26 protein-coding genes, 1 tRNA gene and 1 pseudogene are annotated in these 17,917 nt (G+C 59.1%); 7 read left to right on the top strand and 21 right to left on the bottom strand.

Annotation, left to right across the window (positions count from 1 at the left end; translation table 11 throughout):
- Nucleotide 1: 1 nt before the first annotated feature.
- The 4 genes from ACK9YZ_RS06755 to ACK9YZ_RS06770 form a co-directional block, all read right to left on the bottom strand.
- Nucleotides 2-1,312 carry a cytosine deaminase gene (locus ACK9YZ_RS06755; RefSeq protein ID WP_416066051.1) on the bottom strand — a complete coding sequence of 437 codons (1,311 nt, stop codon included), beginning with the start codon at nt 1,310-1,312 and terminating at the stop codon, nt 2-4.
- A complete protein-coding gene (locus ACK9YZ_RS06760; RefSeq protein WP_216757805.1) occupies nt 1,312-2,157 on the bottom strand; it encodes an ABC transporter permease in 846 nt (281 codons plus the stop codon). Before ACK9YZ_RS06760 ends, ACK9YZ_RS06755 begins: the two co-directional genes overlap by 1 nt.
- Nucleotides 2,154-2,981, bottom strand: a complete 828-nt coding sequence (locus ACK9YZ_RS06765) for an ABC transporter ATP-binding protein (protein ID WP_416066052.1) — start codon at nt 2,979-2,981, stop codon at nt 2,154-2,156. The genes ACK9YZ_RS06760 and ACK9YZ_RS06765 overlap by 4 nt, the downstream gene beginning before the upstream one ends.
- Nucleotides 2,982-3,047: 66 nt before the next feature.
- Nucleotides 3,048-4,064: an ABC transporter substrate-binding protein gene (locus ACK9YZ_RS06770; protein WP_416066053.1), complete on the bottom strand. Its 1,017-nt coding sequence runs from the start codon at nt 4,062-4,064 to the stop codon at nt 3,048-3,050.
- A gap of 182 nt (nt 4,065-4,246) precedes the next feature.
- Between ACK9YZ_RS06770 and ACK9YZ_RS06775 the strand changes: the two genes are divergently transcribed.
- Entirely contained in the window at nt 4,247-5,197 is a 951-nt protein-coding gene (locus tag ACK9YZ_RS06775) for a LysR family transcriptional regulator (protein ID WP_183729854.1), read from the top strand.
- On the opposite strand, the gene ACK9YZ_RS06780 is transcribed toward ACK9YZ_RS06775, so the two are convergent.
- Nucleotides 5,198-5,995 (bottom strand): creatininase family protein, encoded by a 798-nt coding sequence (locus ACK9YZ_RS06780; RefSeq protein WP_216757808.1) that lies wholly within the window; start codon nt 5,993-5,995, stop codon nt 5,198-5,200.
- Nucleotides 5,996-6,272: 277 nt separating this feature from the next.
- Between ACK9YZ_RS06780 and ACK9YZ_RS06785 the strand changes: the two genes are divergently transcribed.
- The gene (locus tag ACK9YZ_RS06785) at nt 6,273-6,932 is read left to right on the top strand and encodes a peroxiredoxin (protein WP_216757809.1); all 660 of its coding nucleotides are present in this window, start codon (nt 6,273-6,275) and stop codon (nt 6,930-6,932) included.
- A gap of 339 nt (nt 6,933-7,271) precedes the next feature.
- Here ACK9YZ_RS06785 and ACK9YZ_RS06790 read toward each other — a convergent pair.
- Nucleotides 7,272-7,346: transfer RNA gene (locus ACK9YZ_RS06790), tRNA-Asn, on the bottom strand.
- 118 nt (nt 7,347-7,464) lie between these two features.
- Between ACK9YZ_RS06790 and ACK9YZ_RS06795 the strand changes: the two genes are divergently transcribed.
- Nucleotides 7,465-7,758 carry a hypothetical protein gene (locus ACK9YZ_RS06795; protein WP_216757810.1) on the top strand — a complete coding sequence of 98 codons (294 nt, stop codon included), beginning with the start codon at nt 7,465-7,467 and terminating at the stop codon, nt 7,756-7,758.
- A gap of 87 nt (nt 7,759-7,845) precedes the next feature.
- On the opposite strand, the gene ACK9YZ_RS06800 is transcribed toward ACK9YZ_RS06795, so the two are convergent.
- The 14 genes from ACK9YZ_RS06800 to ACK9YZ_RS06865 form a co-directional block, all read right to left on the bottom strand.
- Nucleotides 7,846-8,229 (bottom strand): KTSC domain-containing protein, encoded by a 384-nt coding sequence (locus ACK9YZ_RS06800; RefSeq protein WP_416066054.1) that lies wholly within the window; start codon nt 8,227-8,229, stop codon nt 7,846-7,848.
- A gap of 550 nt (nt 8,230-8,779) precedes the next feature.
- Nucleotides 8,780-10,030, bottom strand: a complete 1,251-nt coding sequence (locus ACK9YZ_RS06805) for a hypothetical protein (protein WP_416066055.1) — start codon at nt 10,028-10,030, stop codon at nt 8,780-8,782.
- Nucleotides 10,030-10,269 carry a hypothetical protein gene (locus ACK9YZ_RS06810; protein WP_416066056.1) on the bottom strand — a complete coding sequence of 80 codons (240 nt, stop codon included), beginning with the start codon at nt 10,267-10,269 and terminating at the stop codon, nt 10,030-10,032. Before ACK9YZ_RS06810 ends, ACK9YZ_RS06805 begins: the two co-directional genes overlap by 1 nt.
- Nucleotides 10,262-10,855, bottom strand: coding sequence for a hypothetical protein (locus tag ACK9YZ_RS06815; protein ID WP_416066057.1), 594 nt, complete (start codon nt 10,853-10,855; stop codon nt 10,262-10,264). The genes ACK9YZ_RS06810 and ACK9YZ_RS06815 overlap by 8 nt, the downstream gene beginning before the upstream one ends.
- Nucleotides 10,852-11,256, bottom strand: coding sequence for a hypothetical protein (locus ACK9YZ_RS06820; protein WP_416066058.1), 405 nt, complete (start codon nt 11,254-11,256; stop codon nt 10,852-10,854). Before ACK9YZ_RS06820 ends, ACK9YZ_RS06815 begins: the two co-directional genes overlap by 4 nt.
- Entirely contained in the window at nt 11,253-12,209 is a 957-nt protein-coding gene (locus tag ACK9YZ_RS06825; RefSeq protein ID WP_416066059.1) for a DUF5131 family protein, read from the bottom strand. Before ACK9YZ_RS06825 ends, ACK9YZ_RS06820 begins: the two co-directional genes overlap by 4 nt.
- Nucleotides 12,209-12,619 (bottom strand): recombination protein NinB, encoded by a 411-nt coding sequence (locus ACK9YZ_RS06830; protein WP_416066060.1) that lies wholly within the window; start codon nt 12,617-12,619, stop codon nt 12,209-12,211. Before ACK9YZ_RS06830 ends, ACK9YZ_RS06825 begins: the two co-directional genes overlap by 1 nt.
- A gap of 1 nt (nt 12,620) precedes the next feature.
- Nucleotides 12,621-13,592: a hypothetical protein gene (locus ACK9YZ_RS06835; RefSeq protein WP_416066061.1), complete on the bottom strand. Its 972-nt coding sequence runs from the start codon at nt 13,590-13,592 to the stop codon at nt 12,621-12,623.
- Entirely contained in the window at nt 13,589-13,828 is a 240-nt protein-coding gene (locus tag ACK9YZ_RS06840) for a hypothetical protein (protein WP_416066062.1), read from the bottom strand. The genes ACK9YZ_RS06835 and ACK9YZ_RS06840 overlap by 4 nt, the downstream gene beginning before the upstream one ends.
- Nucleotides 13,828-14,823, bottom strand: a complete 996-nt coding sequence (locus tag ACK9YZ_RS06845; RefSeq protein ID WP_416066063.1) for a hypothetical protein — start codon at nt 14,821-14,823, stop codon at nt 13,828-13,830. Before ACK9YZ_RS06845 ends, ACK9YZ_RS06840 begins: the two co-directional genes overlap by 1 nt.
- Nucleotides 14,811-15,029, bottom strand: a complete 219-nt coding sequence (locus tag ACK9YZ_RS06850) for a hypothetical protein (RefSeq protein ID WP_416066064.1) — start codon at nt 15,027-15,029, stop codon at nt 14,811-14,813. Before ACK9YZ_RS06850 ends, ACK9YZ_RS06845 begins: the two co-directional genes overlap by 13 nt.
- Nucleotides 15,026-15,235 carry a hypothetical protein gene (locus ACK9YZ_RS06855; protein WP_416066065.1) on the bottom strand — a complete coding sequence of 70 codons (210 nt, stop codon included), beginning with the start codon at nt 15,233-15,235 and terminating at the stop codon, nt 15,026-15,028. Before ACK9YZ_RS06855 ends, ACK9YZ_RS06850 begins: the two co-directional genes overlap by 4 nt.
- Entirely contained in the window at nt 15,232-15,558 is a 327-nt protein-coding gene (locus ACK9YZ_RS06860; RefSeq protein WP_416066066.1) for a hypothetical protein, read from the bottom strand. The genes ACK9YZ_RS06855 and ACK9YZ_RS06860 overlap by 4 nt, the downstream gene beginning before the upstream one ends.
- Before the next feature lie 5 nt (nt 15,559-15,563).
- Nucleotides 15,564-15,809 carry a hypothetical protein gene (locus ACK9YZ_RS06865; protein WP_416066067.1) on the bottom strand — a complete coding sequence of 82 codons (246 nt, stop codon included), beginning with the start codon at nt 15,807-15,809 and terminating at the stop codon, nt 15,564-15,566.
- A gap of 185 nt (nt 15,810-15,994) precedes the next feature.
- Between ACK9YZ_RS06865 and ACK9YZ_RS06870 the strand changes: the two genes are divergently transcribed.
- Together ACK9YZ_RS06870 and ACK9YZ_RS06875 are read left to right on the top strand one after the other, a co-directional pair.
- Nucleotides 15,995-16,225, top strand: coding sequence for a hypothetical protein (locus ACK9YZ_RS06870; protein ID WP_416066068.1), 231 nt, complete (start codon nt 15,995-15,997; stop codon nt 16,223-16,225).
- Nucleotides 16,222-16,524 (top strand): hypothetical protein, encoded by a 303-nt coding sequence (locus ACK9YZ_RS06875; protein ID WP_416066069.1) that lies wholly within the window; start codon nt 16,222-16,224, stop codon nt 16,522-16,524. Before ACK9YZ_RS06870 ends, ACK9YZ_RS06875 begins: the two co-directional genes overlap by 4 nt.
- Here ACK9YZ_RS06875 and ACK9YZ_RS06880 read toward each other — a convergent pair.
- Nucleotides 16,521-17,219 (bottom strand): LexA family protein, encoded by a 699-nt coding sequence (locus tag ACK9YZ_RS06880; RefSeq protein ID WP_416066070.1) that lies wholly within the window; start codon nt 17,217-17,219, stop codon nt 16,521-16,523. The two genes, ACK9YZ_RS06875 and ACK9YZ_RS06880, sit on opposite strands and share 4 nt — an antisense overlap.
- A gap of 93 nt (nt 17,220-17,312) precedes the next feature.
- On the opposite strand from ACK9YZ_RS06880, the gene ACK9YZ_RS06885 reads away from it, so the two are divergent.
- A complete protein-coding gene (locus tag ACK9YZ_RS06885) occupies nt 17,313-17,549 on the top strand; it encodes a hypothetical protein (RefSeq protein ID WP_416066071.1) in 237 nt (78 codons plus the stop codon).
- Nucleotides 17,546-17,797 (top strand): annotated as a pseudogene (locus ACK9YZ_RS06890) (DUF2312 domain-containing protein); the annotation flags it as partial. The gene ACK9YZ_RS06885 and the pseudogene ACK9YZ_RS06890, both read left to right, overlap by 4 nt.
- Nucleotides 17,798-17,917: the final 120 nt, after the last annotated feature.

The following is a 17,917-nucleotide window of genomic DNA, read 5'->3' on the forward strand; positions in this document are numbered from 1 at the left end:
GTCAGCCTCCAACGACGCTATCGAGTTCACGGTAATCCGGCAGGCTGCGGTCGATCACTTTGCCGCGGCGAAGCACGACGCGGTCAGACTGCGGACGGGAAAGGAATTCGCTCCAGCGCCGGGCGCTGAAGAGCACGAGATCGGCGGGATTGCCGACGGCAATACGGCTCATCTGCGGCCTGCCGGCAATCTTGGCCGGTGACGTGGTGACGATGCGCGCTGCGCTATCGAGCGGATGATCGAGATGCAGGATGCGCACCGCCTCGCGGAATACCTCGACCGGATCGAGATCGCCATAGGCATAGAAGGGATCGCGGGTATTGTCGGAGGCGACCGCCGTCTCGACACCGGCAGCGGCCAGTTCCTTGAAGAGCGTAATCCCGCGCCAGCGCGGCGTCCGGTCCGGATAGCGATCCTGCAGATACATGTTGCACATCGGCAGTGAGATGATCGAAATCCCCGCTTGATGGACCAGTTCCACCGTCCGCTGCGCCGTATCGTCATCCTGCCGGGCAAGCGAGCAGCAATGACCTGCCGTCACCTTGCCCTCGAACCGGTTGCGCAGGACGGCTTCGGCGATCGCCTTCAATGTTTCCGCGCCCGGATCGTCGGTCTCGTCGACATGCAGATCGACATCGAGTCCGTTCTCTGCCGCCGCGCGCAGAAGCGTATCGAGCTGCCAGTCGAGCAATGGTCCCATCTTGGTGACGCCGCCGAGCAGGCCGCCCTTGTCTTTGACGACCGCGACGAGATCGGCGAAGAAACCTTCGTCGACCATATTGTCGAGTGGGAAAAGGGCAACCGCCTGCAGGGCGATCTTGTCCTTCCACTCGTCGCGTATTTCGGCAAATACCTCAAAGGAAATGCGGTGTTGCGGGGCAAGCGAATCCAGATGCGTGCGGATCAGCCCAGTGCCATGCGCATAGGCCGAACGCAGCGAGAATTCCATGCGTTTGCGCACATCGGCTGTCGACCAGTTTGCCTCCCTGTCCCTGCCGACGGCTTCCAGCGCACCCATGAAGGTCCCATCCGGATTGGGTTTGCGCGGCCAGATATGGCCCTTGTCCAGATGTGTGTGGATATCGGCGAAGCAAGGCCAGACCATGCCCTCTTTCATATCGGATTTGGCGAACTCCGCCGGAGCCGTGCCCGGCGGCAGGATCGCTGCAATCAAGCCGTCCGCAATCACGATGTCAGCTTTGACGAGCCCCTCGGTTGCTGCTGCCGCATAGCCTGTGGCAACGGCCGGAAGCGTCGCATTGGCCAGCACGAAGCGGCCCGCATTGGGAGGAGACATGAAAGAATAGGTCATCAATTCTCCCGCTTCAGGCTGCTCTCATGCCAGCGATGCAGGCTGAGCCATGAAATGAAGGAGGTAATTGCAAAGATCGCGACTCCGAGCATGGAGAGCATGAAGAGCGCGGCGAAGAGGCGGGGAATGTTCATGCGGTATTGCGCTTCGAGGAGCCGGAAGGCGAGGCCGGAGCCCGCACCCGCCGAACCGGCTGCAAACTCGGCCACAACCGCCGCAATCAGCGCCAGACCGCCGCCGATGCGAAGCCCAGTCATGAAATAGGGCTGAGCCGCAGGCAGCTTCAAATAAAGCAGCGTCTGCCAGCGCGAGGCGCCGTAGAGCTCGAAGAGATTGATTAGGTTGTGATCGACGCTCTTCAATCCCTGCACCATGTTCGACAGGATGGGAAAGAAGGCGACGAGAAAGGCGCAGATCAGCAGTGCCACCTGCGTGGACGGCGCATAGATCAGGATCAGCGGCGAGATCGCCACGATCGGCGTGACCTGCAGGATAACGGCGAGCGGATAGAAGGCGATCTCGATCCAGCGCGACTGCACCAGGAAGATCGCAAAACCCACGCCGCCGATCAGCGCCAGCGCCAGCGACATGAAGGTGATCTTGGTTGTAACCCAGAGCGCCGGCGAAAGCGTGCCCCAATCGCTGACAAGCGCTCCGGCAACCGCAAGCGGGCTCGGGAGTATATAGGGCGGCACACCCGACACCCTGACATAGATCGCCCAGATCGCAATCAGCACGATGATGGCGAGAAAAGGCACGCTAACGCGAAGCGCTAGATCCCGCCGCTTCGCATTGAGCGGATTGGGCATGGCCGGCACGGAGTTTTCGACTGTCTCGATGGTCATCGGTCTTCCTTTGCCGCGTTGATCGCGCCAATCAGCGAATAGGAAACGGTCTCGCAGGCCTGCCGGTATTCCTCGGAAGTTCGATAGTGCGCGTCACGATCGAGGCTCGTGGTCAGCGGAATATCGGCATGGACACGGCCCGGCCGCGCCTTCATCACCACGATCCGATTGGAAAGGTAGGCAGACTCAAAGACGGAATGCGTGACGAAAATCACCGTGATGCCGGTCGCCTTCCACAACCGCAAAACGTCGTCGTTGAGCTTCTGGCGCGTAATTTCGTCGAGCGCTGCAAAGGGCTCGTCCATCAGCAGCAGTTTCGGTTTGGTCGCCAACGCGCGGGCGATAGACACACGCATCTTCATGCCGCCGGAGAGTTCCCGCGGATAGGCATCGGCGAAATCCTGCAGGCCGACAGTCGCGAGCGCTTGCATGATCCGGTCGCTCGCCTCCGCCTTGGAAACGCCGCGCAATTTCAGCGGCAGATAGACATTGCCGAAAACGGTCTTCCACGGCATCAGCGTCGGCTCCTGGAAGACGAAGCCGATATCGCCTTCCGGCAGGCCCTTCGAATTGATGCGCGAACTCGGCCAGTCGATCTTGCCCGAGGTGACGTCGCCAAGACCGGCGATGATGCGCAAGGCCGTGGATTTGCCGCAGCCGGAAGGACCGAGAAGGCTGATGAACTCGCCGCTTTCGACCGTCAGGGACATGCCCGAAAGCGCGATCGTGCCGCTGGAAAAAACCTTCGAGGCGGACTGCATGACGACCAGCGGCCGCTTACGTGTTTCCTTCGAAGGCGCCGCCTTGGTTTCGGCTAGGGACATTCTCTCGCTCTTTTGTCGAAGGGGATGCGGCCCGCCGCCCGAGGGCGACGAGCCTGCCTTGGGAGGCTATTTCTTCAGCGATACACCGACACTCTTGCAGACGAATTTCGTCGTAAAGGCCTTGGTGTAGTCGGTGTCGGGCTTGAAGACCTTGATCGCCACCATTTCGTCGAAGAACTTCTTGTAGTGGGCGTCGGTGATGCAGCCGATGCCCTTGTCCAGGCCATCACCGGATTCGATGATGCCGTATTCCTTCATCTTGGCGATCGAATAAGCGATCTGACCATCCGTCATTTCGGGATTGTCCTTCTTGATCAGTTCGTTGGCCTTGCTGTTGTCGCCGTAGAGATAGTTGTACCAGCCCTCGATCGAGGCATCGACGAAGCGCTGCACGACGTCCGGCTTGCTATCGATCATCTGCTGCGTCGTCGTGATCATCGTCGAATAAGGCGAGTAGCCGTTATCGGCGAGCAGGAAGACCTTCGGTTCCCAGCCGGTCTGCTTCTGGATTTCGTAGGGCTCCGAGGTCAGGTAACCCTGCTGGGCGGATTGCTTGTCGGCAAGGAAGGGACCTGGGTTGAAGTTGTAAGGCTTGTACTGCTCGTCCTTGAAGCCTGGAAAGTTTGCCTTCATCCATTCGAAATAGGTGAGGTAACCGTCCTTGCTGAGGAACAGCGCCTTCAGCTTGGCAAGGTCCTCGAACTTGTCGACGCCGACATCGGGATGAGCGATCAGGATCTGCGGGTCCTTCTGAAAGATCGCGGCGACATCGACGAGCGGAATGCCCTGCTCGACAGCGGAGATCTCACCTTGCGGCCCGCCCATGTAGAAATCGATTTTGCCCGATATCAGCAGCGCGTTGTTGGCGGCGTTCGGCCCGCCCTGCACGATGGAAACGTCGAGGCCGTATTTGGCATAGGTTCCGTCGGCGACCGCCTGGTAGAAGCCGCCATGCTCGGCCTGCGCCAGCCAGTTGGTGCCATAGCTGACCTTGTCGAGCGCATAGCCGGGTACGCTGGCAGCAAGCATGCCGCCAAGCCCAAGAACTGCAGAAAATACGGATGTTTTCAATCTGTTGGACATGGCGGCGTTCCCCTTCTGGTGCCTTGGAAGCTTGTTTTCGACCCCCGATTTTCTTCATTTGAGCGATTGCTTCGCTCTTTGAAAAGCAGCAAAATTCGTGCGCAGTGATGCCTTTTTGGCATCTCACTGGATTCTGTGCCTAAATTGGGCGCTGTGCTCAAAAACGATGCAACGAGGTCGCAATGCTGCACTCCAGAAAGCTTCTCTACATCAACGAGATTGCCCGCACGGGCTCGATCCGGAAGGCCGCAGCGCGCCTCAACGTTGCCTCTTCGGCGATCAACCGGCAGATATTGGCGCTGGAGGAGGAAATGGGCGCTCCGCTCTTCGAGCGCCTGCCGAGGGGGCTTCGGCTGACGGCCGCCGGCGAGCTCTGCATCGAACATATCCGTGAGGTTCTGAAGAACTACGAGCGGCTGGAGGGGCGCATCAAAAGCCTCAAGATGCAGCAGGCCGGCAAGGTCAGGCTGGTGACGACCGTCGGTCTTGCCTCAGGTCCGTTGCCGGAGATCATCACCCGCTTCCAGTCCGAGCATCCGCGCGTCTTCATCCAGCTGCGCAACGATGCCGGGACGATGACGGTCAATCCGGTGCTGTCGGGTGAGGTGGATATCGGCCTGGGTTTCAATATTCCGGCCACACCCGGCATCCGCACGCTCGGCAATTTCGATATCCCGATCGGCGTCATCCTGCCACCTGGCCATCCCTTGATCGGACCCGGACCGATCAGCCTTGCCGACGTCGTGCAGGAACGGCTGGTGCTTGCGCAGCAAGGTACCAGCCTGCGTGAGGTCATCAACCTCGCAATGGCCAGGCTCGATATCCCTGTCGAGCCGGTTCTGGAAACCAATGCATCGGAAATGCTGAAGAAACTGGTCAAATGCGGGGCAGGGCTCTCCATGCTGAACCCGCTCGATGTCATCACCGAATGCCGCCAGGGCGAGCTGGTGTTCCGCCCTCTTGCCGAGCCGCACAGCCGCCATCAGCCGATGAAGCTTTTTGCGCGTGCTCGCGCACCACTCGACTCCGCCACCAGCCTTTTCGTTGAATATCTGCTGGCCGAGCTTGCGGGCCTCGTTCAGGAGCTGCAGGCCAAGGGACACATCCCGCTGGAGCGGCCTGTCGTTGCGTAATTACTGCGAATAGAGGTTGGAGAGCGGATAGCGCTTCAGGTCGTAGAGCAGCTCTATGAAGCCCTTCACCTGATGGCGGCAGATCGCTTCGCCCTTTTCGGCTGTGCCCTTCGAGGCATCGCCGACCACGCCGTTCGGATTGAGATCGTGGGCGATCCAGGCCAGCGAATGCGGCGGCAGCGGCTGGATATAGCGCGATTGCTCGCGCATCCATTCGGCCTTTGATATGAAATTCTCAGCCTTTTCCATCCGCACCAGATCCGGTCGGAAATGCAGCATCAGCGATGTCTCCACTTCGCCGCCATGAATGCCGTAACGCGTTTCGTGCTCGCTGATCATGCCCTCGGGATTGCCGAACCGGCCCCATTGCGTGGAAACGACGGCCATCTGGTAGCGTACCCTGAGCTCGCGGGCGACGATGCTCATGATATCAACATTGCCGCCATGCGAATTGACGATGACGAGCTTGCGCACACCGGCTTCAGCGACCTTCGCGCCGATCGCCGTCCAGACGGGGATTAGCAGCTCGGCGCTGAGGGAAAGCGTGCCTGGACCGTAGACATGCTCGTTGGCCTTGCCGATTTCCTGTGTCGGCAGGACGAGGATATCGAGGTCATCGGGCCGTTGCCGGCGCAGTTCCGCCAGCATGCCGTTGGCGATCGCCACATCGGTTGCGACGGGCAGATGCGGGCCGTGTTGCTCCGTCGAGGCGATCGGCAGGATGGCGATGGTCGTTTCGGCAGAGAGAGCGGCAAAATCATAAGTGTTCAGTTCATTCCAGTAGAATGGTGTCGCCATCGCCGCTTTCCCTCTTTGTCAGTCCTTGACAGTGAGTAGGGAATATTGCGTCATGCGAAAAGCATCGATTTGCGCGCGCGCCGCTGCCTTTTTGAGCGCATCATATCTTAGCTCGATGTCACGCCATCGTTGCCTTCGGGAAATAATATTCCGCCGCCGCCCTTTTCGCGGAAGGCTTTGGTTTGACCGCGCTCGGCACAAGTCTGTAGATAGTCACCAGCATGCGGGCACGTCTGCAAATGTTCAAGATAAACGATTGGCAACAGGAGGGCCGACCATGAGCTTGCGTATCAACGATATTGCTCCCGATTTCACCGCCGACACCACCCAGGGTCCCATCCAGTTCCATGACTGGATCGGCAATGGCTGGGCCGTCCTCTTCTCGCATCCCAAGAACTTCACGCCGGTCTGCACGACCGAGCTTGGCACGATGGCCGGCCTCGAAGGTGAGTTCAAGAAGCGCGGCGTCAAGATCATCGGCATTTCGGTCGATCCGGTCGAAAGCCACGCCAAATGGAAAAATGACATCAGGACGGCGACCGGCTTCGATGTCGAATATCCGCTGATCGGCGACAAGGACCTCAAGGTTGCGAAGCTGTACGACATGCTGCCGGCCGGCGCCGGTGAAAGCTCCGAAGGGCGCACGCCCGCAGACAATGCCACCGTGCGCTCCGTTTTCGTCATCGGCCCGGACAAGAAGATCAAGCTGATCCTCACCTACCCGATGACGACGGGCCGCAATTTCAACGAGATCCTGCGCGCCATCGATTCCATCCAGCTGACCGCCAAGCACCAGGTCGCGACGCCGGCCAACTGGAACCCGGGCGACGACGTCATCATCACTGCCGCCGTCTCCAACGAAGACGCGATTGCCCGCTTCGGCTCCTTCGATACGGTTCTGCCCTATCTCAGAAAGACCAAGCAGCCGTCTGCGTGAATTCGCTGCAGATTCCGATCGAATCAAAAAGACGCCTCGGTTTCCGGGGCGTCTTTGTTTTCGGTGACTGAGCCTGCCTCTGACGGTTTCGAGCCAGCTCTTATTTGCTGGAGGTGATGCTCGCAAAAGCGAGGCCGACTGCGAAAAACGCAAATGCTGCGACAACGCCACTGACGATGATGATGGTATCTGTTGGCATAGGGATCTCCGTTGATTGTGAACGGAGATTACGTCTGCTTCAGCGCGGATCGTTTGAGCGAGATCAAACCCTGCCGGACTAGTCATTTCCGAAGACTTTAAACGACTAGAGCGCGCCTTTGGCGCGCTCTAGCGAGAAACTGGCTCCCCGGGCCGGATTCGAACCGGCGACCTGTCGATTAACAGTCGAATGCTCTACCGCTGAGCTACCAGGGATCACCGCTTGGCCGCGGCGTGAGCGGGGTAATACAAATGCTTTCCCGATTTGCCAAGCAGTTTTTTCAAAAAAATGAAATCAGCTTGTATTTGCGGTGTTTGCGCCCATCTCTTGTGGATGACTAACAGGAAAAATGGGCCGAAAAAGGCCGGAGAAACGCATTTCGGGATCGATCATCGGGATGGCAAGCTGGTTCTCGGCTCGCTGCGCGTGCCTATGCCGCGCTCGCGTATCGCACGCATGACGACCGGAACACTGCTCATTTTCGGCGGCATTCTGGGCTTTTTGCCTGTTCTCGGCTTCTGGATGTTGCCTCTGGGCTTCGTCGTGCTGTCCCACGACCTGCCGGTCGCACGCAGATGCCGACGCCGCGTCGCAGTCTGGTGGCATCGCCGAAAGCGTCCTGCTTGAAGCCTCCGGGTAAACAGCAAGCGGAATGCCTGCGATGTAGGTTGTTTGCCGCCGGGATCTCGCCATGGTTCATGCGGCATTGCGTTCTCATTGTGGAGGGATGACAGCACCGTCAGCCGGAGCGGCTGTTCCAGACTCGGTGATTTCCGACAGGTAGATCGGCAGATCGCCACTTTCCTCAAGCGCGGTCGTTGTGATCACGAGTACGCCGATCAGAAATATCAAGAGTTTTACCGCGTAGGAGCTGGCGCCGAGGCTCTGCCACCAGCCGGCTTGGACACGCGACGGCTCCAGATAATATTTGTAGTAAAATTCCGGATCGTCGGTTTCGATGAGGTTCCCGTAGATATGGGGCAGTACCCCGTTATGTCGCACCGATCGGCCGCCGGCAAATTTGATATGAAGGACTTGGACTTCCGGATCGTAGGATACAGCGCGGATCTGTCTGGAATTCAAAGGCACCCAATTCATTTCTGCTCCTATCTCTCCCAGGAGGAGGATGGAATGACGATCGTGAAAGTCAAGTTAAGAATTTGTTACTCATATTTTAAGTTAACTTACGATATTTCTAATATAATTAAAGTGGAGGCGATGTCGTCATGACGGACGACACTTCGTGCATAAATATAGACAATAGGCTTAAGGCATGTTGAGTTCGCCTATTGCATAATCCGGAGCGCAGGGAGGCCTCTTCGAGCGACTGTTAGCCTAATTATTGTTCAAGAAAGCTCGATTTTTTGACGGAGTGGGCCTTTTATCATCAGATATGAAGGCGGCTGTCTCGCCGTCGCCCGGCGCTGGATCGTCCCTTATTCTGTACGACCCGGATGTGGCCAGAGTTTGGAATTACAGGAAATGTTTTTGGAAAGCCCTCTTGCGATTTTCTTACGATCATTCTAAACGCTCGCCACGGCTGACATGACAGCCTGTGAGGCCTCGTGGCGGAGTGGTGACGCAGAGGACTGCAAATCCCCGATAAATCCAATAAATTCAACGGTCGTTCTGAATAAGCGCACCGAAATCACGCTTTTTTCCCGCTTTTCCCGTCATTGATTTTATTCATAATTTTCGGCTGTTCAGAATGGCCGAAACGCTTTTTCGTGGCCTCCAAAACGCGCTTTTCGGTATCCTTCGCATAGCCACGATACGCCGCTGCAGTCTTGTGCTTCGACAGCGCCCGACCCTGTCCTTCAGTCAGCCCGCTCTCTTCCAATTCCGTCATTCCGCCATGCCGGCACTTGTCCAGGCTGAAGCCTACCGGGATTGCTTCCCCTTCATCGCGGAGCTTGTCAGCCATCTCGCGAACCTCGTGAGCGAGGAATGTCCCATCTCCGAACAGCACGCCATTTTTCTTGCATACGATCGACGTGCCGTAGCGCGGCGTTTGAGCGAGGATCTTCTCTGCGTCTTCGTAGAGCTTGATGACAATTTCTTCGCCGGTCTCTTCGTCGCGTTCGACGTATTCGAGTGGGTGCAGGGCGAGCTCGTCCGTCTTCCGGTGCTTCAAACGGATCTTGTCGGGGTGGTCAGACGCCCGGTAGCCGGTCCACGGCGCATAGCCGGCGCCGATAGAGGAGGGGCGCATCAGCCACTCGAAGGCCAGGACGGCGGCCGCAGCCAATTCCCCGCGACCGTTTGCGATAGCGCCGTTGGCAAAGGCATAGACCGTCTCCCGGTCGACGTGGCCCTTGGTCTGCTTCTTCCGGCGCTTCAGGGTGACACCTTCCCACGGGTTTGGCGTGTCTGTCCGGAACATCTCCGGATAATGCGGCTTCATGCGCTTCCACATGGCCTTGCAGTAGGTGACCACCTTCTCGCCCATGCGCGTGCCGCCGAAGGCTTCGTAGATCTTCTCGGCCGTGCTGACTGCGATATTGGCGACCCTCGCATCGCCGACCCGGCCTTTCTCAAGCTTGATGTCGCAGACGCGATCGAGGACGCGCTTATAGTCCGGCCGGCTGAACTCAGCGACCCGCTCGGTGAACGAACTATGCTTTAGGTAGGTGTTCATCAGCCACTCGACGGTGCCGTATCGGCTCGTATCGGGCTCCTGGAGAGGATTTGCCTTCTGACGGCGCCATTCTTCCAGCCGGTCGTTCCAAACGCGTGCTGCCTCGTGCAGCTCCTTTTCGGATAGGTTCACCCCGAGAGGCGCGCTCAGATATGGGCATCCAGCCTTGCGATAGAGGGTCGGGCAGGTCCAGTAATATCCGGTCGCACCGCTCGCGAGCTTCTTGAACGAGGTGTATTGCGGCAGGGTGACCGGGATCATCACCACGCTTCCGGGTCTGCGTTTCCGGCGGTTACGCCAATAGCCTGGTCCAGATCGATCTTCCGCCACGCTCTGAATTTGCCTTTGCCGGTTCCCGTTTCAATGAACGGCTTCGGCCATATCGTTCCCACACGGCTCAGGAAGGCGTCAACCGTCTTCTCGCCGGCATAGGCGGCCGCATGCTCGTCCCTGAGGACAGCAGGCCAGCAGCCGGTGGGTATTTCAGCGTGCTTAGTCATTGTCTCCCCGGTTTCCACAGGCGTTTTCCACAGGCTCTGGCACTACCATCCCCTTCGAGGGCGTGGGGCGGATAATGCAGCATTTCCAGGAATAAATTTTCAACCTGTGCTTGAAGTGCGCAATAATTTGAGTAATAGTTCGCAGGGGTCTTTGATAAGGGGATGGGTCGTGAAGTTTATCAGTGTACTTTTCTTGATCGTTACTTCCTCCACTGCGTTCGCGCAGGACGCTAATATGGAGGATTATCAGACGGATTTGACATGGTCGGCGAATGACGGCGGGGTTGTAGAATGCCCAGGTGAATTCATCTCGCATGCTGTTGGCGAGTGCCTTCCCGGCGGGATCGACGCGCTGCCAACGCTGATTCAGGGAAGGGCATGCGCTATGACCCGAGCCATTGGCTTGGCAAAGATGGATCAGTGTTTGGCCGCCTTCCAGCTTTCGCTTATTACTCAGTGCCATCGTGAGGGCGCGCCCGCGAGGGCGCACTTGAACAGTGCCGGTGTTGTTAAGGTTTGCGATTACCTCAAACGCTTCTGAACTGCGCATTCTGGCTATGCCGATCAGAGGGTGGCTGTCGCTCATCCGCGGCGGGCCTCCATTATGATGTTGATGGCTGCCGCCGTGTCGCCCGACACGCGCCAGAGCCGATCGGCAAGAGTATTGGCGTCAATGCCGTGGGATTCCCACCAGGCCTGTTCGTGGCCGGTCTTGTGCTGGGCGTCCGGCCCGGTGCGGTGCTCTTCGGGGAGGAGGGGGAGTGTCCAGTTGTCCCCCGCCTTCGTTCCCTTTCCGCGCATGTGCTTTCCGAAGCGCTTGTCGGGGAAATTAACGTGGGCGGCCTCGCAGCCGAAGGCGCCGGAAATGACAGAGGGAAGGGAGGCGATCCAAGCCAGGTGGCGAGGGTCGCGGATCTCGGTTACTTCCTTTGCGCGGCGGGTATCGGCGAAGGCGGTTGGTGGTCGGCGGATAGCGTAGGCGGTCATGCTGCCACCTCAGGGAAGGCGTTGTGGGTCACCCCATCGAGTTGGCGGCCTGCGAACTTCTTGCCAACCTTCTGCATAGGCCAGCCATCATCATCGCGTTCGCCGCTTGGCGTCAGGCGGCAGAACTCTGGCAGATCGGTCGGCCATTCGCCGTCGTCGGCCTGTGTGGGTACCCACTCCCCGTTTTGTTTGTGGTGATAGGCAAGCCCAAAGCTAGCGGCTTGGTCGCGGATGCTGCGAAACCAGTCAGGGTGCGTTGGGCGTGACTTGTGTCCACCCTGGTCTGTTTCACCGCCGGTAATCCACCAACCGATCGCCGGCAGTTTCGGCCATCCGTCTGCGCCGATCTTGATACCTTTTTCGAAGCGCTCGCCATCCCGCAGAGTTTGGGTATCCGGATCGCCGCGCATCCATGGGGAAAGGTCGCCAAGGTCGCCGAGGAGTGGTTCGCAGCTAGCGAAGAGGAAAAGAGGACGAAGCCCAGCAGCAACGATGAGGTGGGGCAGGTTCTGTTTTAGTCGGTCGCGATCTTCGACAGTTGAGCCGAAGGCCACATTCGGCGGCATGAAGCCCACTTCCTTGACCATCTTTACGATGTTCTGCGGGCGCTTGGTCAACAGAAGATAGACGAGGCGCGGCGTCTTGCGCATCACCTCGAATGCGTCGGCCCGCCACTGCGGATCAACCTGATTGTCGAAGATGTCAGCGAGGCTGGCGCAGAAGACGAATGGGCGGTCGCCGTCCTTCTCTGCTTGCCGCTGCCAGCGGAAAGGATCGTTCCATGTGTGAGCGCCTGTTCGGATGCGAGGATGATTGCCCCATTTCACCTTTCCGTAGCGCTTATCCATCAGCGCCTCGGCATAGCAGCCGTCGCATGCGGGGCTGATCTTGGTGCAGCCCATCCAAGGATTCCAAGTGTGGCGCGTCCACGAAATTGCAGAGTTTTCGGCCATTATGCTGCTCTTCCTTTGGGTTCCGACCACTCGACGCCATGCTGAGCGCCGAATGCGAAGATGATTTCGATCAGGTCCGTCATCTCGTCCTTCGACAGGTCGGATGACGAAGTGCCGAGCGGCACGAAGCCGCTACCGTCGATGTTCGGGACCATTCGGATCTGCTCGGACCGTTCCCGACGTAGCGCGTCGAGCATCACGAACTTCCAATCGTCAGGCGTGAGCTGTTGGCCGTACCAGGCGAGCTGGAGGGAAAGGTCCGTCAGCATGGCCCACATACGGTCATTCTGAGGGGTGGTGCGCTTCGGTCCCTTGAACTCGACACGGGTGTCCCTAGGCGCGCGCTGAATCCAGTCGATTGCCTTCTGGCGAAAGTGGTCGTTTGCGAGGACGAGAAGCGCTCTGCCCATGTCAGCCTCCGTTCAGCGGCGACAGCGCGGCCAAGCGGCGCGACTTGATCGCGAAGGCGGCTTCAATCATGTCGGCATGGCCTTCGCTTTCCAGCACTGCCGGCGCGTCGAAGTCGGTCCAGATTTCCTCGACGTCGGATTCATCCTTCGCGCTGGCGAGAGCGGTCTCGATCTCGTCGAGGAAGTCGCCCAGGACGAACTCGCTTGCGGGTTCTTCGGCCTGCTTCTCGGGCTCGGCTTTCGCCTCGATCGTCTTGGAGGGCGGTGCGGGCGGCTTCGGAGGCTTAGGCGGCGTCGGCTTGCTCTCGACCGATTCAGCGGACGGGGTGATGTCGCGCATCTCCTCGGCGTCGGCGATCTCGCGGACCTCGAACTCGTCACGGATACCGCCGAGCACATCGCCGAACAGTTCGCGAAGGCAGTAGCCTGCGGCGCGCCATGCCAGCATTCGCTGAGGGAAGCGGTACCACGGGCTATCGTTCGGCTTCTCCTCGTTCTTCTTGTCCCACTTGTTCCACTTCACGACCGTGGCCTTGGTCTGCCACAGGCCAGCGCGCTCGGCGTCGGCCTGGCTGAACTCGACGCGCTTCTCTTCGCCGGTGTCGAGGCGCTTGGCTTCGCAGTAACCGACCATCTTGCCGTTGCGCTCTTCGCACCCGGTCCGGAGATAGGCGACCTTGCCAGACATGCGGACGACATTGATAAGACCATCGCCGTAGAGGGCGGGCCGACCGTTGATCACGGTGAAGCTGCGAAGGCTCACCATCGGCTTTAGGCCAAGCTCGGCACCGGACATAATGGCCACAGCGACAGCGGCCGCCGCATCATCGCCCTCCAGCTTGCCGATCAGTGCCGACGGTGCAAGGCCGGAGGCGCATACAGCTCGTGCGATGCGCAGCGTCTCCTCGAAGGTCTGAGGGACGATGGCGAGGACATTGCCGCCACCGGTAAGGGTTGGGACATGGCTGTTCATGCCTTTTCTCCTTCGGCTTCAGGCTCGGCGACGCGAACGATCGTCTTCTGCGCCATTCCGGATTCGGGCTTAATAGCCATGACCTCGACGGTGGTTTCACCGCGATCGGTCTCGACGACGACCTTGTCGCCGACGTTGACCGTGAGTTCGGTCGGGATGAAGTAGTCGTAGGTTTTCTCGTCCTTCTGCCATTTGAACTTCACGGCGGCGACGAGGAGTGCGGGTGCTTCGGTCATCAGGCAGCCCTCTGTTCCGAACGGATCGCCATGCCGGCCAACTCGACGCCGGAGCGCGCCGCACGGTTGGCAAGCATCTCGACGACTTCCTTGATTTCGGCCCGATCCTTCAGCGCCATGAGGAGCGCATCGAAGTCGGTCACCTCGGCAAAGACGAACGTGCGGAGCGAGACCTTCGCGCCGGTGCGGCCTGCCGAAGCATTGCGGGCCTGAGCTTCGCGCTCGGCTTGGGCGGCCTGCTGGGCGAGGCGTTCAGCTTCGGCCGCAGCATCGGAAGCCGCATTGTTGTCGTTCTTCGCGGCGGCCTGCTCGGCGGCGACACGAGCTGCATCTGCCTCTCGCTGAATGCGGTCGGCTTCGGCGCGGGCAGCAGCCTGGCGCTCGCGCTCCTTGCGGGCCTCCTCCTGCAGGAAGGCGTCCATATGGCGCTTCAGCTTCTTGCTGATCGCGTCCGGCTCATCCTTGAGGGCGCGCCACTTGTCGTCGACCGATCGGCCGGCGTCGAGGTGGGGCTGCTTTTCAACCTTGTGCAGGTCGGTCGCCTTCTTGGCGATCGTCGACAGACGCTTCGACCAGATCGCGGCGCGGTCGGCCTCTGCTTGCGTCGTGATCGGCTTCTTCAGGAACGCTTCCGCCTGCTCGCGCTCGGCGGCAAATTCGACCGTGAGGGCTTCGAAAGGGTCGGTCGGCAGGTTATGGCCGATAGCTGGCGCTTCGGGCTCATCATCCCAGCCCGCACCCTCGATCGCCTTGTTGTAGGCTTCGTAGGAGATCGGGTTGCGGCAGCACCACGTCCAGATGTCGGAAGCATCAACCTGACGCTCGCCGCGCATCGCGTGCCACTTGCCGTCTTCGAACCAGATGGCGACCGGCTCCCACGGCTTGTCCTTGAAGCGAGTGCGGTAATATCCCTGCTGAGGGTCTCCGTCGTGGATCGGGCCGAAGTTGCCTTCGAGGGCATTTTGCCACCACGCCCATACATTTACTTCTGCCATGCGATTTGCTCCTGGTTGATGAGCGCGTCCACCTTGAGCTGCTGCTCGGTCGGCGCGAAAGAGATGACGGTGAGGACGCCGACGGCGGCCACGGTGAGGATGAGGGTGATCGCCTTGTTGAGAGCGCCGATAAGTCGGGCTTGCTCTTCGATGACCGGCGCGGCGCGGGCATTGATCTCGGCGAGACGGGCTTGGATGTCGGTCATGGAAGCCGCGCTCCCTCGACGAGAGCAGACTGAAGCGCCGGAACCTCGCCGCAGAAATCAGCCATGCGGCTCGGGAGCGCATCGACGAGCTCATCCGTCTCAAAGCAGATACGCTTCAACTGCCGCTTTTCGTCTTCGTTCTGGCAGGCTCTGGCGGCGGCGTAGGCCGCTTGGTTCAGAGCGCGAAGGGCTTCTGGATAGCTCATGCCGCGTCTCCAGACAGAGAACGGGGCTTGGGAGGGTTGACCTCATATTCATGAAAGCCGGTAAGCTTGACGCTATACGGCCTGTAGCTGCTAGCATCCCGAAGGTCGGCCAGACCGCAATCGACAGCGGCGGCGTGCGCCTCGTGCTCGATTTTGTTGATGTGGAATGCAGCCCAGTTTAGGTCTACATTCGCCTTCTGGATCGCCTTCGGCCCTTCGGCTTTGAAAGCCTTGTCCGACAGCTTTTGCATCTTCCGGCGCTCGTCCCGCAAGTTTTTTACCGCGTTGAACAGGCGCTCGACATCGTCGAGGTGGGCGACCATCTCGGTTACTCCGCTGCAATGAGGGTGATGGTGGGTGCCGAAGCGGGCAGGCGACGGCTGAACGGGCGCTGGTACGAGCAGACCTCGCCGCCGTACGCATTGGCGTCAGCCTGCGCTTCGTCGATATCGTCGAACTCGAAAGCGTCTTCCGCTTCCGCGGTCCATTCCATGCCAATGCCGGGGATGTGGGCGAGGTAGAGCGTCGAGCCAGAGCGGGTCAGCTTTTCTACGTTGTGGAGCATGTCGGTCATTTCCATCCTCGTCGCCGTGGCGTTTCGTTGATGGATGTAATGTACGCAAATCATACATTCGCGTCAAGCGTTAATGTATGAAAAACGTACAGGCGATCGCGCGTAAAGAATCTTTAACGTTCAGGCCGAATCACTCTCGACTCTTCGCTCCCGTTCTGGCTTCATAAGAACGAAAGGAGAACATCATGGGTTTAGCAGTGATGAAATCACCGTCGCCGTTGCGGCTTCATATCCGGTGCGAGAACTGCCTTCGGGAGAGTTCAACGGTCATGGAGGTGCCGGCCGACACCTATGTTCCGAACGACATGTACGAGCTGGCGCAAGAGGGGTACCTCGATAACGTCCCGTTCTTTTGCGCACACTGTGAAAGCTCGATCGGCAAACTGTTTGCGATCAGCGGTGGGAGGGTAGAATGAGCAAGGAAGTATTGAGCTTTATCATCGTGCCGCCATTCGAGCGGCGGGCGGCTGTGGCAGCGGCAAAGGATCGGCTGGAGAATTATCTGTCTCACCGCTTCCCGGGCTATGACTTCAAGGTCGGTCCGTTCGCGCCGGTGGGAAATGACGAAGCATTCTCGGTTCTTCCGATCATGAATTTCGTCGGAGACGACGGGAAGAGCTACATGTGCGAGCCGCCGTCGCGGTGGCTACTGCAGGATATCGCGAACGTGTGCAATGAATTCGATCTGAAGGGCAGGCGAAGTTTCGCCGCCTAGAACCCAGGCATGGTGTTAAGCACCATCCGTACAATCCCTATGATCTCAACACTTATGCCATCGTCAGCGTCGAATTGGCGCTGAACGACAATGGGCTTGTGCTTCGGATTGTTCGATCGAGGATGGAATTCCGTCCTGTCCTCATAGATCTCGATCTGCTTCACTGACCATTCCCGCATATGGCCGCCGTCGCGGGTCCGCTGCACGACGACGACCATTCCATCGCGAAGCACAACGCGGTGGGCGATGTCCTCATAAGCAGTGGCGACAATCGTGTCACCTGGCATGATCGGCCGAGGACGCAGCTCGTTCATGCTGTCGCCTTCCACCTCAAATGTGAGCTGGCGAGCGTTCGGAAACTTGTCGTCGCGCGGAACCGTAATCTCTTCTGGCTCCGACTGGTCGAACTCGTCGACCTCGCGGAAAAGGCTAGCCGCGACGATGCCAGCCTTTCTCGCTTGCACCCACTTTGCTTCAGAGGGCGCTAGATCAGACGACTGCGGCGGCTGTGTGCCAAGGTATTCTGCTATTTTGGGAATCTCCGGCACCTTTAATCCGCGCTTCCCCTTTAGGAGCTGCGTGATTTGCGGATGCGCGATTCCGAGGTGAGCGGCGAGGCCCACCTGTGTCTTCCCGGGCTGCTTCAGGCCCTCCCGAATCCAGTCCAGATACATGTTTGTCGAGGCGTCAGTCATTGTACAATTTTCGCACGCCGCCCCGAAACTTGCATTTAGCAAAATCATACATTGCCTATTGCCTTATCGGTATGAATATCGTACATTGGCAATATGAGATGCGAACCCGCCAACACGATCATCAAGAAGTTCAAGGGCTTGAAGCCTCTGGCTGAAGTCACGAACGTCAAGGCCCACACCGTCATGCGCTGGCGCATGCCTAAAGAGAAAGGTGGGACCGGCGGCGTCGTGCCCCACTGGCATATTCCCGCGATCCTTGAAGCTGCTCGCGAGCGTGGTCTCGACATCCGGCCATCTGATTTTGCACCGGTTTTGGAGACTGCTGCATGACCGACGCACACGGCGTAGCCCGCGACCAGCTCCGCGCCTTCATTGAGCGCATCGAACGTCTCGAAGAAGAGAAGAAGACGATCGCCGACGATATCAAGGATGTCTATGCCGAGGCAAAAGGCATGGGCTTCATTCCGGCCATGATGAAAAAGGTGATTGCGTTCCGGAAGAAAGACGAGATGGAGCGCATGGAAGAGGAGGCGATCCTCGACACCTATCTGCACGCCCTCGGCATGATCTCGCAGCCGGACCTGTTCGAAGAGCCCCACCATCCGGAAACCGGAGAGCTTATCGACCCCAAGCTCGCCCAGACCATCGTCACCGGCATGCAAACCGAGATCGGTCGCAAGGCGCTGATCGCCGCCGTC

The organism is Rhizobium sp. ZK1, from assembly GCF_047782645.1.
In the GTDB taxonomy this organism is placed as follows: Bacteria; Pseudomonadota; Alphaproteobacteria; order Rhizobiales; family Rhizobiaceae; genus Rhizobium.

Coding starts and splice junctions, on each gene's coding strand:
- ACK9YZ_RS06755 (WP_416066051.1), bottom strand. CDS start 1,312: ATGACCTATTCTTTCATGTCTCCTCCCAATGCGGGCCGCTTCGTGCTG.
- ACK9YZ_RS06760 (WP_216757805.1), bottom strand. CDS start 2,157: ATGACCATCGAGACAGTCGAAAACTCCGTGCCGGCCATGCCCAATCCG.
- ACK9YZ_RS06765 (WP_416066052.1), bottom strand. CDS start 2,981: ATGTCCCTAGCCGAAACCAAGGCGGCGCCTTCGAAGGAAACACGTAAG.
- ACK9YZ_RS06770 (WP_416066053.1), bottom strand. CDS start 4,064: ATGTCCAACAGATTGAAAACATCCGTATTTTCTGCAGTTCTTGGGCTT.
- ACK9YZ_RS06775 (WP_183729854.1), top strand. CDS start 4,247: ATGCTGCACTCCAGAAAGCTTCTCTACATCAACGAGATTGCCCGCACG.
- ACK9YZ_RS06780 (WP_216757808.1), bottom strand. CDS start 5,995: ATGGCGACACCATTCTACTGGAATGAACTGAACACTTATGATTTTGCC.
- ACK9YZ_RS06785 (WP_216757809.1), top strand. CDS start 6,273: ATGAGCTTGCGTATCAACGATATTGCTCCCGATTTCACCGCCGACACC.
- ACK9YZ_RS06795 (WP_216757810.1), top strand. CDS start 7,465: ATGACTAACAGGAAAAATGGGCCGAAAAAGGCCGGAGAAACGCATTTC.
- ACK9YZ_RS06800 (WP_416066054.1), bottom strand. CDS start 8,229: ATGAATTGGGTGCCTTTGAATTCCAGACAGATCCGCGCTGTATCCTAC.
- ACK9YZ_RS06805 (WP_416066055.1), bottom strand. CDS start 10,030: ATGATCCCGGTCACCCTGCCGCAATACACCTCGTTCAAGAAGCTCGCG.
- ACK9YZ_RS06810 (WP_416066056.1), bottom strand. CDS start 10,269: ATGACTAAGCACGCTGAAATACCCACCGGCTGCTGGCCTGCTGTCCTC.
- ACK9YZ_RS06815 (WP_416066057.1), bottom strand. CDS start 10,855: ATGAGCGACAGCCACCCTCTGATCGGCATAGCCAGAATGCGCAGTTCA.
- ACK9YZ_RS06820 (WP_416066058.1), bottom strand. CDS start 11,256: ATGACCGCCTACGCTATCCGCCGACCACCAACCGCCTTCGCCGATACC.
- ACK9YZ_RS06825 (WP_416066059.1), bottom strand. CDS start 12,209: ATGGCCGAAAACTCTGCAATTTCGTGGACGCGCCACACTTGGAATCCT.
- ACK9YZ_RS06830 (WP_416066060.1), bottom strand. CDS start 12,619: ATGGGCAGAGCGCTTCTCGTCCTCGCAAACGACCACTTTCGCCAGAAG.
- ACK9YZ_RS06835 (WP_416066061.1), bottom strand. CDS start 13,592: ATGAACAGCCATGTCCCAACCCTTACCGGTGGCGGCAATGTCCTCGCC.
- ACK9YZ_RS06840 (WP_416066062.1), bottom strand. CDS start 13,828: ATGACCGAAGCACCCGCACTCCTCGTCGCCGCCGTGAAGTTCAAATGG.
- ACK9YZ_RS06845 (WP_416066063.1), bottom strand. CDS start 14,823: ATGGCAGAAGTAAATGTATGGGCGTGGTGGCAAAATGCCCTCGAAGGC.
- ACK9YZ_RS06850 (WP_416066064.1), bottom strand. CDS start 15,029: ATGACCGACATCCAAGCCCGTCTCGCCGAGATCAATGCCCGCGCCGCG.
- ACK9YZ_RS06855 (WP_416066065.1), bottom strand. CDS start 15,235: ATGAGCTATCCAGAAGCCCTTCGCGCTCTGAACCAAGCGGCCTACGCC.
- ACK9YZ_RS06860 (WP_416066066.1), bottom strand. CDS start 15,558: ATGGTCGCCCACCTCGACGATGTCGAGCGCCTGTTCAACGCGGTAAAA.
- ACK9YZ_RS06865 (WP_416066067.1), bottom strand. CDS start 15,809: ATGACCGACATGCTCCACAACGTAGAAAAGCTGACCCGCTCTGGCTCG.
- ACK9YZ_RS06870 (WP_416066068.1), top strand. CDS start 15,995: ATGGGTTTAGCAGTGATGAAATCACCGTCGCCGTTGCGGCTTCATATC.
- ACK9YZ_RS06875 (WP_416066069.1), top strand. CDS start 16,222: ATGAGCAAGGAAGTATTGAGCTTTATCATCGTGCCGCCATTCGAGCGG.
- ACK9YZ_RS06880 (WP_416066070.1), bottom strand. CDS start 17,219: ATGACTGACGCCTCGACAAACATGTATCTGGACTGGATTCGGGAGGGC.
- ACK9YZ_RS06885 (WP_416066071.1), top strand. CDS start 17,313: ATGAGATGCGAACCCGCCAACACGATCATCAAGAAGTTCAAGGGCTTG.